Annotated in this window: 13 protein-coding genes and 3 pseudogenes; 10 read left to right on the top strand and 6 right to left on the bottom strand. The window is 53.2% G+C overall.

From position 1 onward, the window contains the following. From OGY09_RS24450 to OGY09_RS24440, 3 genes are read left to right on the top strand one after another with little or no spacing between them, the layout of a single operon-like run. Positions 1 to 609 carry a DUF2291 family protein gene (locus tag OGY09_RS24450; RefSeq protein ID WP_032942646.1) on the top strand — a complete coding sequence of 203 codons (609 nt, stop codon included), beginning with the start codon at positions 1 to 3 and terminating at the stop codon, positions 607 to 609. After that, positions 609 to 2,135, top strand: a complete 1,527-nt coding sequence (locus tag OGY09_RS24445) for a sugar ABC transporter ATP-binding protein (RefSeq protein WP_172111171.1) — start codon at positions 609 to 611, stop codon at positions 2,133 to 2,135. The genes OGY09_RS24450 and OGY09_RS24445 overlap by 1 nt, the downstream gene beginning before the upstream one ends. Before the next feature lies 1 nt (position 2,136). Then, positions 2,137 to 3,225, top strand: coding sequence for an ABC transporter permease (locus tag OGY09_RS24440; RefSeq protein WP_032942645.1), 1,089 nt, complete (start codon positions 2,137 to 2,139; stop codon positions 3,223 to 3,225). A gap of 97 nt (positions 3,226 to 3,322) precedes the next feature. On the opposite strand, the pseudogene OGY09_RS24435 reads toward OGY09_RS24440, so the two are convergent. Further along, positions 3,323 to 4,578, bottom strand: a pseudogene (locus OGY09_RS24435) (glycoside-pentoside-hexuronide (GPH):cation symporter). Between the two features lie 494 nt (positions 4,579 to 5,072). Between OGY09_RS24435 and OGY09_RS24430 the strand changes: the two are divergent. Next, positions 5,073 to 6,545: an apiosidase-like domain-containing protein gene (locus OGY09_RS24430; RefSeq protein WP_032942643.1), complete on the top strand. Its 1,473-nt coding sequence runs from the start codon at positions 5,073 to 5,075 to the stop codon at positions 6,543 to 6,545. A 49-nt stretch (positions 6,546 to 6,594) separates the two neighbouring features. Here OGY09_RS24430 and OGY09_RS24425 read toward each other — a convergent pair whose 3' ends face one another. Next, the gene (locus tag OGY09_RS24425) at positions 6,595 to 7,545 is read right to left on the bottom strand and encodes a sugar-binding transcriptional regulator (protein ID WP_032942641.1); all 951 of its coding nucleotides are present in this window, start codon (positions 7,543 to 7,545) and stop codon (positions 6,595 to 6,597) included. 316 nt (positions 7,546 to 7,861) lie between these two features. Here OGY09_RS24425 and OGY09_RS24420 point away from each other — a divergent pair, with 316 nt between their 5' ends. From OGY09_RS24420 to OGY09_RS24405, 4 genes are read left to right on the top strand one after another with little or no spacing between them, the layout of a single operon-like run. Further along, positions 7,862 to 8,692 (top strand): transketolase, encoded by an 831-nt coding sequence (locus OGY09_RS24420; RefSeq protein ID WP_032942640.1) that lies wholly within the window; start codon positions 7,862 to 7,864, stop codon positions 8,690 to 8,692. Next, entirely contained in the window at positions 8,685 to 9,641 is a 957-nt protein-coding gene (locus tag OGY09_RS24415) for a transketolase family protein (RefSeq protein WP_032942639.1), read from the top strand. Before OGY09_RS24420 ends, OGY09_RS24415 begins: the two co-directional genes overlap by 8 nt. 26 nt (positions 9,642 to 9,667) lie before the next feature. Further along, positions 9,668 to 11,086, top strand: coding sequence for an L-fucose/L-arabinose isomerase family protein (locus tag OGY09_RS24410; protein WP_032942637.1), 1,419 nt, complete (start codon positions 9,668 to 9,670; stop codon positions 11,084 to 11,086). Between the two features lie 32 nt (positions 11,087 to 11,118). Next, positions 11,119 to 12,627 (top strand): FGGY family carbohydrate kinase, encoded by a 1,509-nt coding sequence (locus OGY09_RS24405; protein WP_150388334.1) that lies wholly within the window; start codon positions 11,119 to 11,121, stop codon positions 12,625 to 12,627. A gap of 51 nt (positions 12,628 to 12,678) precedes the next feature. Here OGY09_RS24405 and OGY09_RS24400 read toward each other — a convergent pair. Both OGY09_RS24400 and OGY09_RS24395 read right to left on the bottom strand, forming a co-directional pair. Next, a pseudogene (locus OGY09_RS24400) lies at positions 12,679 to 13,392 on the bottom strand (alpha/beta hydrolase); the annotation flags it as partial. A gap of 294 nt (positions 13,393 to 13,686) precedes the next feature. Then, positions 13,687 to 14,376: pseudogene (locus OGY09_RS24395) on the bottom strand (GNAT family N-acetyltransferase); the annotation flags it as partial. Positions 14,377 to 14,518: 142 nt separating this feature from the next. Between OGY09_RS24395 and OGY09_RS24390 the strand changes: the two are divergent. Together OGY09_RS24390 and OGY09_RS24385 are read left to right on the top strand one after the other, a co-directional pair. Continuing rightward, positions 14,519 to 15,637, top strand: a complete 1,119-nt coding sequence (locus tag OGY09_RS24390; RefSeq protein WP_008784045.1) for a YbdK family carboxylate-amine ligase — start codon at positions 14,519 to 14,521, stop codon at positions 15,635 to 15,637. 67 nt (positions 15,638 to 15,704) lie between these two features. Continuing rightward, on the top strand, positions 15,705 to 15,953 hold the full coding sequence (locus OGY09_RS24385) for a DUF1158 domain-containing protein (RefSeq protein ID WP_032942634.1): 249 nt from the start codon (positions 15,705 to 15,707) through the stop codon (positions 15,951 to 15,953). 21 nt (positions 15,954 to 15,974) lie between these two features. On the opposite strand, the gene OGY09_RS24380 is transcribed toward OGY09_RS24385, so the two are convergent. Both OGY09_RS24380 and OGY09_RS24375 read right to left on the bottom strand, forming a co-directional pair. Then, entirely contained in the window at positions 15,975 to 16,316 is a 342-nt protein-coding gene (locus OGY09_RS24380) for a RamA family antibiotic efflux transcriptional regulator (protein WP_003021996.1), read from the bottom strand. 17 nt (positions 16,317 to 16,333) lie between these two features. Beyond that, positions 16,334 to 17,446 (bottom strand): MBL fold metallo-hydrolase, encoded by a 1,113-nt coding sequence (locus tag OGY09_RS24375; RefSeq protein WP_008784042.1) that lies wholly within the window; start codon positions 17,444 to 17,446, stop codon positions 16,334 to 16,336. Positions 17,447 to 17,459 lie beyond the last annotated feature (13 nt).

Genomic DNA, 17,459 nt, shown 5'->3' with positions numbered 1-17,459 from the left:
ATGTCGTTAACACAATGGGGTGCTGCACTGGTTGGGTGCGCCACCCTGTTGCTGACGGCCTGCACGGTAGTTGACCTCGACGAAAACGGCAACCCCATCATCCCGGCCGACCCACAGGCCAAAGCCAGTTTCGACAATCAAACACCCGAGCAGATCGCGCAACAAACCTGGCAATCCCGCGTCCTGGATGCGGCAAAGCAACACGCTCTGGATGCGTCAGCGCTGAGCGCACGCCTGAAGACGCCCTCACCTACCGCCGAGAGCGTATTTGTGCGCCTGACCAGTCAGATTGAGAACGTCGATACCACCAATGCGCGCGAGAAAAGCATTGTGATGAGGGTCAATGACGCCCCTGTCACCATCCAAATAGGCCCGGTGATGCGCGGCAATGCCATTCGCGATGCGAGTGGGTTTAAGTTTGAAGACTTCACTAACCAGGTTCAGTTTGCCCAGCTTTCCCGGGCGTATAACCGCGAAGCGGTAAAACACTTGCCCGCAGTGGACGAAAGCTGGCAAGGGAAGCGTGCCACGGTACTGTTCGCCGTAACGCTGAATGCAGGAAAAGCGGAAAACGCAGCAGCGTTAGCGCTGGAACAGGAGGCACACTGATGAATAATTCCTCAGCAGATGACATCATCCTGCGCACACATGCCATCTCAATGCTGTTTCCCGGCACGATTGCGCTGGACAGCGTGGATTATCAGGTGTGGCGCGGTAAGGTCAACGTGATTATTGGCGAAAACGGTGCGGGGAAATCCACGCTGATGAAGATCCTCGCCGGTGTTCAGCAGCCCAGCAGCGGCGAGATGACGCTCAATGGCAACCCTGTTCGCTTCGCCAATACCCGGGACGCCGCGGCGCACGGGATTGGTATGGTGCATCAGGAACTTAACCTGTTTGAGAATCTCACCGTCGCGGAAAATATTTTCCTTGGCCGGGAGATCCAAAAAGGCATGACCCCCATTGATGAGGCCGAACAGGAGAAGCGTACTGCGGAGCTGCTAACCCGACTCGATCAGCCCATTTCACCCCGCGATCTGGTCGGCAATCTCAAAGTTGGACAGCAACAGCTGGTTGAAATCGCCAAAGCGTTGGCGGAGGACGCTGACATTCTAATCCTCGACGAACCCACCTCGGCGCTGAGTAAAACCGAAGTCGAGATCCTGTTTCGCGTGATTCGCGAACTGACTCGCCAGGGCGTTTCGATAATCTACATCTCTCATCGACTCGAAGAATTGATGGCGATTGGCGATGTGATCACCATTTTACGCGATGGCAAATTCCAGGCCGAAGCCAGAGTTAGCGATATCGATGTGCCGTGGATTGTGCGTGAAATGCTGGGCAGCGACCCGGTGAGTAATTTTCTTGAGCCAGGTCGCACGTTCGGCGCGCCGGTTCTCGAAGCGGAACATATTACCTGCGTCAATGCCGCTGGCAATGCGGTGGTCAACGACGTCACCTTTAACGTCCACGCGGGCGAAATTGTCGGTATCTATGGACTGATGGGGGCCGGAAGAACCGAATTGTTCGAGTGCTTGCTGGGTACTGAGCGCAACTACCTCGGTAAACTGTGGCTCGACAGCAAGCCAGTTCCACAACGCTTAACCACCGCCGACCGCATTCGTATGGGAATGAGTCTGGTACCGGAAGATCGCAAGCGCACAGGCATTTTTCCCATTTCTTCGGTTGCCAGCAATCTGACTATTGCCAGCCTGTGGCGTCGCCTGCAGCGCGGTTTTGCCATCGCCCGCAAAGATGAGGAGGCAGTCGTCGCCAGCACAATTGGTAATCTGTCGATCAAAGTGTCCTCACCGGATGTTGAAATCCAGGCTCTGAGCGGGGGTAACCAGCAGAAAGTGGTGATTGGCCGCTCCCTACTTACCAATCCCAAAATTCTGTTCCTTGATGAGCCCACACGCGGCATTGACGTTGGCGCGAAAGCCGATGTGTTTCGCATGATGGTACAGCTCTCACAACAGGGTATTGCCGTTGTCTTCTCCACCTCGGATTTAAAAGAAATTATGGCGGTATCTGACCGCATTCTGGTGATGTCTGGCGGCAAGCTCACGGCCGATATTATTCGCGATCGTGCCGAAGAATCGGCGCTGGTCACCGCAAGTGCTCAGGGGTTCTGACATGAAAACACTACAATCTGCCGTCGTCGCACCGCGAGCCGGTGTCACCTTCTCGCGGGAAAATATCCTGCTGCTGATCCTGAAATTACGTACCTTTATTGCGCTGTTTCTGATCGTCGGATTTTTTGCCTTCACCGTCCCCGGTTTCCTCTCTGGCGGCAGCATGGTCATTATGATCAAGCACATCGCCATTAACGCGTTTCTGGCGCTGGGAATCACCTTCGTCATTATTACTGCCGGCATTGATCTCTCGATTGGCGCTACGCTTGGGCTGTGCGGCATGATTGCCGGATGGCTGATCACCAAAGGCATTGTATTACCCATGTTTGGCATCGCTATCTTCCCCAGCGTCTGGGTGATTGTACCTGTCGTACTGCTGATTGGCGGATTGATTGGCGCAGCAAATGGCTGGATTATTACGCGCTATAACGTCGCACCTTTTATTTGTACGCTGGGCACCATGTACGTATTGCGCGGCGCGGCGATGCTGACCTCTGACGGACAAACATTCCCTGGGCTTTCCGGCAATCCACAGTTGGGTAACACCGGTTTTGATGAAATTGGCGCGGGAACTCTGTTTGGTATTCCGTGGGCCATCTGGATGATGATTGTGCTGGCGCTGATTATTGCCTACGTTGCCCGCCGTCTGCCCTTTGGCCGTCACGTGTACGCCATCGGCGATAACGAACGCGCTGCTGAACTGTCCGGGGTAAAAGTGAGGCAGGTAAAAATCTGGGTGTACACCCTGTCCGGACTATGCGCTGCAATTGCCGGAATAGTTGTTTCAGCACAACTTTCCGCTAGTCATCCGGCCAACGGTACAGCATTTGAGATGAACGCCATTGCCGCCGTTGTACTTGGTGGTACGTCGCTGGCCGGTGGTCGAGGCACCATCTTAGGCACGTTGATTGGCGCTTTCGTTATCGGTTTTCTGGCCGATGGTCTGGTGATGATGGGCGTCAGCGAATTCTGGCAAATGGTGATTAAGGGCATCGTGATTATTGTCGCGGTCATTATCGACCAGATGCAAAACCGGATGCAGCAAAAAGCCGCAGTGGTTGCGCAAAAGGCGGCGATGGAAAGTCAGTAGCCCTGAAATTACGCCTGATGGCGCTGCGCTTATCAGGCCTACGTCGTGTATGACATATGGGCCTGATAATGCGCCGCCATCCGGCAGTGGGGAAATTTTATTTCATGACGGCTTCAGCCTGCCCTGCCGAAACCTTATCATCCAGTTTAAACATCATCAGCAACCCCAAACTAATGACATGGAAAATGGCAGGAATCCCGGCAATTAAGAACATAATCGCCGTCATCGTTTCCGATGACACCGCCTCACCCGCTTTGTAACCGCTAAGGGAGAGCACTAGCCCAACCATCCCACCCGCCAGTGCCAGACCAACCTTCATCGAAAAGAGCGTACCGGCAGCGACAGCCCCAGACATTCTGACGCCGGATTTGTCTTCACAATAGTCGGCACAATCAGAAGGCAGCGCCCAGGCAGTAATCGAGCCAAGTTCAGCCATCAATACCGACAGCACCAGTAGAACACATGCCAGTGAGATTTGTTCAGGGTTAACGAAATAGAGACATAATGCCGCCACGCCACCGCCCAGTTGCGCCACCTTCAGCGTACCTAATTTCGAGAGTTTGTTGCGCTTAATCAGTTGAATAGCAATCATCGGCGCAATGATCCCCGCAATCGCTGTGGCCGAAAGCAGACCAGAAACAAAGGCATCCCCACGATTCAGGAAATACTTCACAAAATAAATAGTCACACTGCCTTTAATTACAAAAGCAATGGAGCTGGTAATTTTGAACAGATAGAAAACAACCACCGGTTTCGCTTTCAGCATAATTCCCAGTTGTTTGGTAAACGGGACTTTATCCGTCTCCACGCTAACCTGATATCGCTCCTTTGTTCCCCAGAAACAGAGCAGCATAAACGCCGTGGCCAGCACGGCAATAAAGCTCATCGCCATCATGTAGGCGCGTGCTTCATCGGTTTTTCCATACCAGGCGACGAAAATCGGCACTACCATTGAGCAGATAAGAAAGGCCATTTTAGCCAGTGGGAAACGCCAGGAGTTGGCGCTTAAACGATCCATGGGATCGGCGGTGAGTGTCGTCAACAACGCCACATACGGTACCACCGTGGAGGCATACATCAGGATCAGAAATAGATAGGTAATCACTGCATAGACTAGCTTTCCAGTGGGTGAAAAGTCCGGCGCCAGAAAGACTAAAAACAGGAAATACCGTAAGGGATCGCCAACCAGAGCAAAAAAGGACGATACGAGCCGTGCTTTGTCCGCGTGCGATCGGAGATATTACCGATAAATGGATCATAGAAGGCATCAACCAGACGGGCAACAATAAACAATATCCCCATCGCCGCTGCCGAAATCCCTAAAACATCGGTATAAAAATAGGGCAAAAACATCATCGTCATCCCAAGAAAAATGTTCGCTGACGAATCACCTAACCCATAACAGATCTTCTCTTTGATACTCAATTTATGCTGTTGCTTCATGAGAAACCCTCTTTATGAATATATATTCATTATCGAATTACTATTCACACAAAGGTTAAGCCCACGAATTTAGCGCTGGCAAGTGGTTAGTCGTGACATTGTTACCAGCATCACAATTAACCTCATTCTGTTGCTCCTAACCGCGCCGCCATCTAGTGGCGAAATGTCATCTTATTAATAAACAAGACGTTTATGCTGGCTGGCCGTTTCTCTCGTCATTCAGATAACGCTTACTCCTTTCAGTCTCACAGTAAAAATCTCACAGTAATCAGCAGAAATGGCGGCGTTTTTGTGATCGCATGCTCATTTTTTCGCCTTGACAGTGGAATGTTAACGGTAACCTCCCTTACCCTCATCGTGAATATAAAATCACAATGGAATATATATTCCAAAGGAGAGGTGCTATGAGCGAACAAAGTATTGCCCTGTGGGGGCGGTTTGAGTATCAGGTCACGGGCGTTGACGATCCTCGCCATTTTACCGACACCGAGCTATCAGCCACCTTTACCTGCGGCGAAGAATCCCGCACGGTTTGGGGCTTTTACAACGGTAACGGTCAGTTCATACTGCGCTTTATGCCGGATATCCCCGGCGTCTGGCACTATCGCATCAGCTCAAATATTCCTTCGCAGTCCCCTGTCGAAGGAACGTTTACCTGCGTCCCTGAAACACAGTTAACCGGCCCGGTACAGCGTGATGGCGACGGGCACTTCCGCTATGCCAATGGCAACGCGTTTTATCCTTTTGGCACCACGGCCTACGTCTGGAACTACCAACCGGACGATATACAGCAACAAACGCTGGCATCGCTGGCGGCGAGTCCGTTCAATAAAATCCGCATGTGCGTATTTCCTAAACACTATCGCTACAATCTGCAGGAACCGATGCGCTTCCCCTTTCCGGGTACCCTCGACCAGGGATTTGATTTTACCCGCTTCGATACCACCTTTTTTGCCCAGTTGGAGAGTCAAATACAAAAGCTGGATGAACTGAATATTGAGGTGGATTTGATCCTCTTTCATCCGTACGACCGCTGGGGATTTTCCGCCATGTCGCAGGAGACCGATCACCGCTATCTCCGCTACGTGGTGGCACGCCTCGCATCGTTTAAAAATATTTGGTGGTCGCTGGCCAATGAGTTCGACCTGCTGAAAGAAAAACCGATGTCTTTCTGGGATGCCGCCATAGCGCAAATCAAACGCGAGGATCCCTCTTCGCACATGATCTCCATTCATAACTGGCACAACCCGCCGATCCACTACCGCTCAAATGCGCACTGGTACGATCATCACAATCCCGCGCTCACCCACGCCAGCATCCAGCACCACGATATGCACTTTGTCCCGGAATGGCGGCAGACATTTGCCAAACCCATTGTCATTGACGAATGCTGCTATGAAGGCAATGTCGATCTCGGCTGGGGCAATATCACCGGAGAAAAAATGACTGCATTGTTCTGGCATGGCGTAATACTCGGCGGCTATGTCACTCACGGCGAAACATACCTGAATGAAGATGAGATTATTTGGTGGTCACATGGCGGCACGCTCAAAGGAACAAGCATCCCGCGCATCGCTTTTTTGCGCAACATCCTTGAGGAAGGACAAGCCAAACGCCTGACACCGCTCCCGTGGGGTAGCCACTGGGATACGTCGATGGGGATAAGCTGCGAGGGCAACTGGGGACTGTTCTATTTTGGCGATCATTGCCCTGCCTACAAGATGATGACTATGTTGCCGGAGAATACGGCGTGGAAGGTCGATATCATTGATACCTGGGCCATGACGATCACGCCGGTTGCGGGGGTTATCCAACACGGTGACAAGCTGGATCTACCGGCTAAGCCATGGATTGCTCTACGCTTAATAAAACTCTGATAACTACAGCCAGCCCCAGGGGCTGGCGATAACTTGACTCAACGCGGCGTCACCCTTTAACCAGATTGCGCGCTGTCGGGTAGTCGGTGATCAGTACGTCGATATAATTCCCCTGCAGCGCGCCACGGATCGCATTCTGTTTTTCTACCCCGCCCGCCAACGCTATCACATGGTTGCAGTCGCGGATCTGCGCCAGCTCCATGCCGATAACCGGGTCTTCCTCATGGCTGAGTACCGGATTGCCCGCCGCGTCGTAATAATGCAGACAGATATCCCCGACCGCGCCGCGTTCGGCCAGCAGTCGCAGCATCTCTTCGTTGTAATAGTTTCCTGAATTTTTCAGCAATTGAGAAGGTTCCAGCTCCCCGATGCCGACAATCGCCACATCCACTTCAGCAAATTTTTCGACGACCGCCGCCACGTCCGGGCTGTTAACCAGCCGAGAACGTTCTTCCACCGAATGCTCAATACTTTGCGAAGGCAACAGCCAGGCCGGGCAGCCGAGGTGTGCCGCCAGCTGTTGCGTCAGAATCGTGGCCTGCACGTTGCCGTTTGGCCCCACGCCACCCAGTAATTGGATCACGCCTGCCGCCCGGATATTTTGCGGGTGCATTTCATCAACCATGCAGCGAATGGTACTACTCCAGGAGGAAATACCGACCAGGTCTTCGGCACGCAGACGAGTTTCAACGTAATGTGCCGCCGCGCTGCCAATGGCATGCTTAATTTGCGTATTGCTGGGGTTGTCGCCAACATCCACCACAATCGCCTGGCGAAGACCAAACCGCTCTTCAATGGCTTTTTCCAGCTCGACAAAGATATTAGTCGGCTGTACGACGGTGATTTTCACCAGCCCTTCTTTCTGACAACGCGTCAAGGCACGGGAGACAAAGGACTGCGACAAATGCAGCAGCGTGGCGATTTCAGACTGTTTTTTATTTTCGGCGTAGTAAAGTGTGGCAATCTTAACCAGCAACCGCTGTTCATCCTGCTTTGACATAACATTTCCCCTGGTAAACTGCCTGTTATTTTTATTCATACCTGAATAGATAACAAGTCATCTGCGCCTTTCCGGTTATCGCGTTAGTGTGATCCTTTTCTCTTTTCGCCAAAAATTGCTGCTACAAGGCGTAGACAAACCCTCAGACAAGGCATATCTTTAATCATGAATAATAAATCAGTAGTGAATATTTATTCTAACCGATAACGACCAACTGTTTTAGCTGCATATTACGCAGTGGATAGCGAGACAGTTGCACTACTGCACTCACATGGAATATTTATTCACTAAGGATTAAACATTCAAGAGGTGTCTTATGAATCCGTTTTCGCTCTCAATACCAGAGCTAGTCAAGAAAGCACGTGCGGTACGTCGTCGCATTATCGTGTTGAATGCAGAAAGCCCGGCGGGGGGACATACCGGCGCTGACCTGTCGCAGGTCGAACTGCTGACAGCACTCTATTTTCGCATCCTGAATTGCTCACCAGAGCTTATAGCAAGCGATGAGCGCGACATCTACATCCAGTCGAAAGGTCATGCAGTGGGCGGTTACTACTGCGTGCTGGCTGAGGCTGGTTTTATTCCCGTGGACTGGCTGGCGACCTATCAGCACGCCGATTCACACTTGCCGGGTCATCCGGTGAAACACAAAACGCCTGGGATCGAACTGAATACCGGAGCGCTCGGTCACGGTCTGCCGGTCGCCGTGGGCATTGCGCTGGCAGCTAAACGTAACAACAGCAAGCGCCGGGTGTTTGTCGTTACCGGTGATGGTGAACTGGCAGAAGGAAGCAACTGGGAAGCCGCACTGGTCGCCGCCCACTACAAGCTGGATAACCTGATTATCATCAACGACAAAAATAACCTCCAACTTGCCGGCGCAACCAAAGAGATCATGAACACCGATCCACTGGATGAGAAATGGCGCGCCTTCGGTATGCAGGTCACAGAGTGCCGCGGTAATGATATGAGTGATGTGGTGCGCACGCTGGAAGGGTTAACCCCGGAAGGTAAACCGCACGTCGTCATTGCCCACACCACCAAAGGGGCCGGGATCTCCTTTATTCAAGGCCGCCCGGAATGGCATCACCGCGTGCCAAAAGGGGAAGAAGTTGAACTGGCGCTGGAGGAACTGAAAGATGCGTAATAGTGAACACCTCGCCACCGTGATGGTGAATACCTTAATTGCCGCAGTCGAGCGCGGAATGGACGTTGTACCCGTCGTTGCTGACTCCACATCTACGGCGAAAATCGCCCCGTTTATGAAGGAATTTCCCGGTCGTCTGGTCAACGTGGGTATCGCCGAACAGACGCTGGTTGGCGCCGCCGCCGGCCTGGCGCTGGGGGGCAAAATCGCCGTCACCTGTAATGCCGCTCCGTTCCTTATTTCGCGGGCCAATGAGCAAATCAAAGTCGACATTTGCTACAACAACACCAACGTAAAGCTGATCGGCCTGAACGCGGGCGCCAGCTACGGCCCCCTCGCCAGCACACATCACAGTATTGATGACATTTCCGTTCTGCGCGGTTTTGGCAATATTGAAATTTACGCCCCGTCCTGCCCAGTGGAATGCCGGCAGATTATCGACTATGCCTTAAGCCACGTCGGCCCGGTTTATGTTCGCCTCGACGGAAAAGCCTTACCGGAACTACACGACGAAAATTACCAGTTCACTCCGGGTAATATCGATATTCTGCGGAAAGGAAAAGATGTCGCTCTGGTCGCGATGGGCTCAACCGTCCATGAAATTGTCGAGGCTGCCACAGTGCTGGAACAGGCGGGTATTGATGCAAGCGTAATCAGTGTACCGTCAATTCGTCCCTGCGATACCCAACAACTGTTGGCGGCATTAGCCCACTGCAAGGCCGTGGTCAGTGTGGAAGAGCATAACATTAATGGCGGCGTGGGAAGCCTGGTGGCCGAGGTACTGGCAGAAGCTGGCTGTGCCATTCCGCTGCGCCGACTCGGCATTGGCGATGGTCAATATGCTATCGCGGCCGATCGCGCGGCAACGCGTGCCCGCCACGAAATTGACGCCGCTGGCGTCGTGAAAAACGCCGCCGCGCTGTTGCAGCAACACACGATAAAACAATAACAACAGAACACTTACTGGAGAAAGCGATGTCACGAATTCCTCAACAGTTGACCATGGCGGTGATTATTGGCAATCGGGGATTTTTCCCAAGCTATCTGGTTGCTGAAGCCCGCGAACAAGCCAGCGTGCTCTTTGCGCGACTGGGTATTAAAACCATTATGCTCGACGATACGCAAACGGAACTCGGCGGGGTAGAAACCCGCCAGGATGCGAAAGTGTGCGCCGAACTTTTCCGCGCTCACCGCGACGACATTCACGGCGTGGTAGTGCTGTTGCCGAACTTTGGCGATGAAAAAGCAATAGCGGAAACGCTGCGCCTGTCTGGTCTGAATGTCCCGGTACTGGTTCAGGCGCAGGAAGATAACCTTGATAAAATGGGGCTTGCCACTCGCCGTGACAGCTTCTGTGGAAAAATCTCCCTGTGCAATAACCTGCGTCAGTACGGCATTCCATTTACGCTCACCACCCAGCATGTCTGCGATCTGGCCGGTGAGGTTTTTGCTCAGGATCTGAAACGTTTCGAACAGATTTGCCGTGTTGTCAGCAGCATGCGTGGCGTACGCGTCGGCGCTATCGGTGCTCGCCCGGCTGGATTCAATACCGTTCGCTACAGCGAAAAATTACTCGAAAGACTGGGTATCGCCGTTGAAACGCTGGATCTGTCTGAAGTCTTTACCCGCATCAAATGTCTGCGCGATGACGATATCCGTGTGGATGAAAAACGTCGTCTGCTGCTGGATAACGCCGATGCCAGCGCCATTCCCGCCGACAAACTCGTCACAATGGCAAAACTGTTTGTCGTCATCAGCGAATGGGTCATCGCTAACGATATAGATACCACTGCGATCCAGTGCTGGACTTCGCTGCAGGAAAATTTAGGCATCAACGTATGTTCAATCATGAGCGTGATGTCCGGGCAGTTAATGCCCAGCGCATGCGAAGTGGATGTGATGGGCGCGCTGTCAATGTACGCCCTCGCCAGCAGTAATTTAAGCCCGGCTTCCATTGCCGACTGGAATAACAATTTCGGCGACGATCGTGATAAATGTGTGCTTTTTCACTGCGGAAACTTTGCATCAGCCAGTCTGGAGAGCCCCAAAATGGGTACAGCGGACATCATCGGTACCACCGTTGGGAAAGAGAACACCTGCGGTGCAGTACATGGACGCATGAAAAGCGGCACACTGACCTATTTCCGCCTGAGCACCGACGATTTAACCGGTGAAATCAAAGCGTACGTCGGAGAAGGCCAATCGGTAGACGATCCGCTGGATACGGTTGGCTGTCGTGCAGTAATCCAGGTGCCGCATCTGGAGAATTTACTGGCGTGGATCTGTCGTAACGGTTTTGAACATCACGTGGCAATGAACCATTCCGCCAGCGCCGAGGTGCTGCATGAAGCCTTCACCCGCTATCTCGGGGTGGATACGTTGTTCCATCGCTAATACTCAGGGAAACAGAGAGGCTGGAGAAAACGATGTCAGCAACGAAAGACATTATTATTGCGCTTGATGAAGGCACCACCAATGCCAAAGCCGTTGCGCTGGACGGTCGGGGAAATGTGGTCGCGAAGTTCTCCCGCGCGCTGGCGATCCACACGCCTCGCGAAGGCTGGGTTGAACAGTCCGGCGACGCGCTGCTGGAGGCCTCTCTGGCTGTAATGGCGCAAGCAGTTGCCGCCGTAGGTACGCAGCGGGTGGCGGCGCTGGCGATCAGTAATCAGCGAGAAACGGCAATCGGCTGGTATCGCGCAAGCGGGCGTCCGCTCGGCCCCGCCATTACCTGGCAATGCTCGCGCACGGCTGACTTTTGCCGGGCGTTGCGCGAGCAAGGTCATGAGGCGAAAATAAAATCCATCACCGGATTGCCCGTCGCCCCGCTCTTTTCCGCCTCTAAAATGCGCTGGCTTCTGGAGTCCGTCCCCAACGGCATGGCGCTCGCGCAGCAAGGCGAAATTTGCCTCGGCACTATCGATAGCTGGTTACTGTGGAATCTTACCGGCGGTGCGGCGTTTCGTTGTGACGCCTCCAACGCTTCGCGCACGCAGTTGCTCAATCTACATAGCGGCCAATGGGATAGCGAGATGCTGGCGCTGTTTGGTATCCCGCAACAGGCGCTGCCAGAAGTTTGCCCTTCCAGTCATCATTTTGGCGTGACGAAAGGTCTGGCGACCATCCCCGATGGGATCCCCATTCTGGCGATGATTGGCGATTCTCATGCCGCGCTCTTTGCCCACGGGCTAGGTGCTGAAGGTTGTGTTAAAGCGACCTATGGCACCGGCTCATCGGTGATGGCTCCGGTATCTTCAACGCAGTCTGCGGTGAATGCGCTGGCAACAACTATTGCCTGGCATGATGGCGATACCCGGGTCTATGGTCTGGAAGGCAATATTCCCCATACCGGCGATGCTGTGGCCTGGATGGCCGACAGTACCGGCTTAAGCGAACTGCCGGAGGAGCAACTGTTACATGAACTCAATACTCTGCCCGCCACGGTCAACTCGACGCTGGGCGTCTATTTTGTTCCGGCACTTACCGGGCTGGGCGCACCCTGGTGGGATGAAAGCGCCCGGGGGTTAATTCATGGCCTCAGCCGCGGCGTGAAACGCGCGCATCTGGTGCGCGCCGCGCTGGAGTCTATTACCTATCAAATTGCCGATGTGGTGCAAGCGATGCACCAGCACAGCGGTTTCAGCCTCAGCGCGCTGATGGTTGATGGCGGGCCAACAAAAAATGATTGGCTGATGCAGTACCAGTCCGATCTGCTGGGTTGCCCGGTGATGCGCAGCGACATTCCCGAGCTTTCAGCCATTGGCGCCGGGCTGCTGGCACGCAAGGCGCTGCTCGGTACAGAAACCGCTCAGCTACGCCATTTTTTGCCCGACCACATATCATTTCAGCCAAACGCAGAGCGTCACGGTCGATTGCAAAAACGCTGGCACGAGTGGCAAAGCGCCGTTGAGCGTACGCGTTGGCAAACACCTTAGCGAGTCAGCAATCATGATAAATCCGCCCGCAGCCACGACTGAGTGCGGGCGCTAATCGCGAACAAAGTCACCAATCGCCAGATAGGTGGCTTTTGCTTCCTGCAGGACTTTGTCCTCCAGCATCAGATAAGCATGCGTCATCCCAGGAAAGTGAACATGCTGTACGGGTATCCCCTCAGCTTGCAGTCTGGCGACAAAAGCAAAATTCTCATCCCGTAAAGGATCCAACCCACCACTGACTACCAGAGTGGGTGGAAAATCCTGGCTCAACGGCAGGTAAAGCGGAGACGTCTGTTTACGATCTTCTTCATTGCGAAAATATTGCTGAAAATACCAGCGTATTTTGCTTTCATCCAGTAGCTTTCCGGTACCGTTCTCCTGCACCGATGGCCAGTTCAGCGTGTAGTCCAGGCTCGGATAAATCAGCACCAGTCGATGAATAAATCCTGGCTGCTCGCGGGAAAAGTAGGCCGCCAGCGTCGCGCTAAATGCGCCGCCACCGCTGTCGCCGATAAGCGTGAGTTGGCGAGTGTAAGGAATATGCTGACTGTCGAGCAGCGACCAGACGTTTTCTGTTACGGCTTTAGCATCAGAAAGACCAGCCGGATACGGGTTTTCTGGCGCAAGTCGATAATCAACCGACACAACGATATTCCCTGTCGCCATCGCCAGATGACGGGCAACCGGGTCATACACGTCCACCGAACCGCTCAGATGCCCACCGCCATGGATAAACACCACCACCTTCGGCTCTCCGGTCAGTGCCGGGCGATAAATCCGTACCGGGATGCGACGCTCTCCGGTATCCACTTCCGTATTGATAATTGCCGCCATCGGTTCTGAGGTGGACACATTTGCTTTTGTCAGTGCTGCTAACCCTGCTCTTGAGCTGAGCGTGTCGTAGCAAAGGTTGGGATTGCGAGGTTGTGCTGCGAGTAAATCAGCCAGAAGCGCAGGCGGTGTTTGCGTCAGCGAGCCGTGTTCCTGTTGCCAGCGCTGTTGATAACCTTGCTGTTGCGTCTGCACAGTCTCAACGTTGGCAGTCTCACAGGAAAAGCACTCTGCCATCGACTGGCGTTGCTGTCCGTTTTCATCAAAGTTCTCCGTGGCCAACCAGCGCTGTAACACGGCGTCACACTGGGGCCATTCGCTATCAATCATTGATAACCAGTCGCTGTCGCGATTACGCCCCTTGCGCACAATCTTCTGGCGAAAGCGACCTTCGAAGATAAACCCAAGGCGTTCCGCTGCCCGTCGAGAAGCGGTGTTCAGAGAATCGCATTTCCACTCCACGCGACGATAGCCCAACGCAAATGCCTGGCGTAACAGCAGCCAGATGCTTTCGGTGCCGAGAACCGTATTTTTCATACGCGGTGACCAGGTCACATGACCAATTTCGACCGAACCGTGCTCTCGTTCAATCGCCATAAAGCACACCAGTCCGACAGCTCGTCCTGAACGCTGTTCAATGACGGCATAGGGAACCAGAGATGCATCAGTAACTTTCCCCTGCACCCAGCAAGCTGCGGCCTCGACGCTTGTGGGGCGAGAGCTTGCAAGCCAGGTCCAGTCGCGATCGTCCGGCGCCTGCGCGTAGGCATCAAACAGATCGGCGGCATGGCTGTCGGCATCCAGGGGAACCAGTCGACAATATTGCCCTATCAGCGTTTCCCGTGGCAGTACGGCAGCGCCATTCCAGTCCGGCACGACATCGCCGACGGTCTGCCCATAAAGATTTATTTCCGGCACGATTCAACCCCAGTTGCGAAGAAAAAAATAGTTATAACACCGGCCATTACACCTTCAAAGCGTCACCAGGGCGATTTTGACAACAAACAGAAAATCAGCAGTCCTTCTATACTGATTAAAAATCAACGCGGAAGAGAGCCTTATGCCACTACCCGATTTTCATGTTTCCGACCCTTTTACGTTAGGCATTGAACTGGAAATGCAGGTGGTCAATCCGCCAGGCTACGACCTGAGCCAGGATTCTTCCCGGCTGATTGATGCCGTAAAACCGCAGCTCACCGCCGGAGAAGTGAAGCACGATATCACCGAAAGTATGCTGGAGATGGCGACCGGAGTTTGCCGAAATATCGACCAGGCTGATGCTGAATTGTCCGCTATGCAGCAGATAATTATGCGAGTTGCTGCAGAGCATCACCTCGCCATTTGTGGCGGCGGCACACATCCATTTCAAAAATGGCAACGTCAGGAAGTCTGCGATGACGAACGCTATCGGCGCAACCTGGAAAATTTTGGCTATCTTATCCAGCAGGCGACGGTATTCGGCCAGCATGTGCATATCGGCTGCGCAAACGGCGATGATGCCATTTACCTGCTACACGGCCTGTCGCGATTTGTTCCCCATTTTATTGCGCTCTCGGCCGCCTCACCTTATATGCAGACCTCCGACACGCGGTTTGCCTGCGCGCGACTGAATATATTCTCCGGATTTCCCGATAATGGCCCGATGCCATGGGTGAATAACTGGCAAGAATTCGAGGGGCTATTCCGTCGACTGGCTTACACCAGCATGATTGATAGCATTAAAGATTTACACTGGGATATCCGCCCCAGCCCGCACTTTGGCACGGTAGAGGTTCGGGTCATGGATACGCCGCTGACCCTTGATCATGCGGTCAATATGGCAGGACTTATTCAGGCTACCGCCCACTGGTTACTCACCAAACGTCCATTCAAGCACCAGGAGCGTGATTACCTGTTGTATAAATTCAATCGTTTTCAGGCCTGTCGCTTTGGTATGGCGGGAATCGTCACCGACGTCAATACCGGCGACGGTTGCCGCCTGTCAGAAGACACATTGCGACTCCTGGAGAATATCGCTACCTCTGCAGATAAAGTAGGCGCAACCAGCGCGATTGAAGCTATACATCTGCAGGTTAAAAATGGTCATGATGAAGCACAAAACATGCGTGATTTTGTCGCCGAAGGCGGGTCACTAAGTGGTCTGGTGAAAAAACATTGTGAGATTTGGGCGGGGTTGTAAGCGTGGGAATTTGCGTTGCCCGCTGAGATCCCGGACAATAGCTTTTTAACTCAAGTTTAACAATGTCATGAAACACCCGCTTGAATCACTGATGACTGTCGCAGGGATCCTGCTACTGGCTTTTTTGTCTTGCCTGCTGCTACCTGCCCCCTCACTTGGCCTGATGCTGGCACAAAAACTCGTCGCCATTTTTCATCTGATGGATCTCAATCAGTTTTATACTTTACTGTTTTGCCTGTGGTTTTTACTGCTGGGCGTGATTGAATATTTGGTGCTGCGCTTCATCTGGCGGCGCTGGTTCTCGCTGGCGGATTAGGCCCGCGAGAACCCTCTGCTGTTAATGCGTTCGGCTATGATTTTCTTTGCGATAAGCTCCCGGCGGCTGGCTGAACGTACGGGTGAAAATACGCGTAAAGGTCTGCTGCGAATCGAATCCGTATTTCAAACAGATGTCGTACACTTTCTGGTCGGTATCGCGTAGATCGCGCGCCGCCAGCAGCAGCTTGCGCTCGCGGATGTAACGCCCAAGACTTTCGCCTTTGTACTGCATAAAAAGACGCTGCAGGTGCCATTTGGAATATCCCGCATGGCGTGCAATATCATCAATGCGCAATGGCTGATTCAAATTATCATCAATCCATTCAACAATCGTATCAATTACCTGAGCAGAAATCGTCATCATGCTCTCCCCTGTATTCATTGAGTCACCTGTTGCCACCAGGCCGTAAACGGTTGGTCCGGTTCGGACAGTATTACCGGTTCACCCAGCATTGGCGTCAGCAGTCGGTAATCCTGATGACGGCTGGCAAGCGCCAGTCGTTTGTAAGGATCATCCCAGGTATGTTTCGCCAGAACGAAACGGCCGGCATGCCCTGGCAACACGGCTTTCGCATGCAGATCTGCCGCAGCCTGCGCCGTTTCTTCCGGCATCATGTGAATAAACTTCCAGTCCTGGTCATACTGACCGTTCTCCATAATCGCCAAATCGACAGAGCCAAATTGCTCGCCGATGGCTTTAAAATGCGGTCCATAGCCGGAATCGCCGCTGTAATAAACGTTCTGCTCCGGCGTTTCGAACATGAAGCTCGCCCATAGCGTTTGGTTGCGTTTGATACCACGTCCCGAGAAATGACGAGCAGGCAGCACATGAACGATCAGAGAATCCGTCACTCTGACGGACTGATTCCAGTCCCGTTCTTCGATTATCTCGCTGCGCATCCCCCAGTAACGCAAATGCGATCCCACGCCGAGCGGCGTAATCACCCGCTTAATTTTCGGCATTAGCGCCTTGATAGTGGCGAGATCCAGATGGTCATAGTGATCGTGCGAGATGATGAGCAGGTCTATCTCCGGCATCGTCTGTGCGGTCCACGGATAATCACCGGCAAAGGCCTTGTTCAGGAACGAGAACGGTGCGGCATAATTGCTGAAAACCGGATCAATCAGGATACGCTGACCCGCCAGCTGTAAATACCACGAAGAATGGCCCAGCCAGACCAGGGTATCCTGCTGCGGCGAAAGCCCGGCGAGATCGGTCGCGACCATAGGTAACGGTTGTGCTGGTCGTGCATTTTCACGCTTAGCGACCAGAAACTCCCACCAGGCCGCCAGCATGCCTTTGTTGCCGGTATAGCCCGGTGTCGGCACCTGGTTATGAAACTGTCCATCACGATAGTGCGGTGACTGTTCAACCTGACTTAGTTGTGCCCCTTGCGGCGCCTGACCAAACCCGGCATTGAGTACAAACGGTAAACTTGCAGCTGCAGCAATAAGCATAATAACAACCACACAAACTGTGAGACGCTTCATATCCTGACCTTAA

The sequence above is a fragment of the Citrobacter sp. Cpo071 genome (genome assembly GCF_030332765.1).
In the GTDB taxonomy this organism is placed as follows: Bacteria; Pseudomonadota; Gammaproteobacteria; order Enterobacterales; family Enterobacteriaceae; genus Citrobacter; species Citrobacter portucalensis.
The sequence above is the reverse complement of the archived record's forward strand: the minus strand, read 5'-3'. Positions and strand labels throughout refer to the sequence as shown.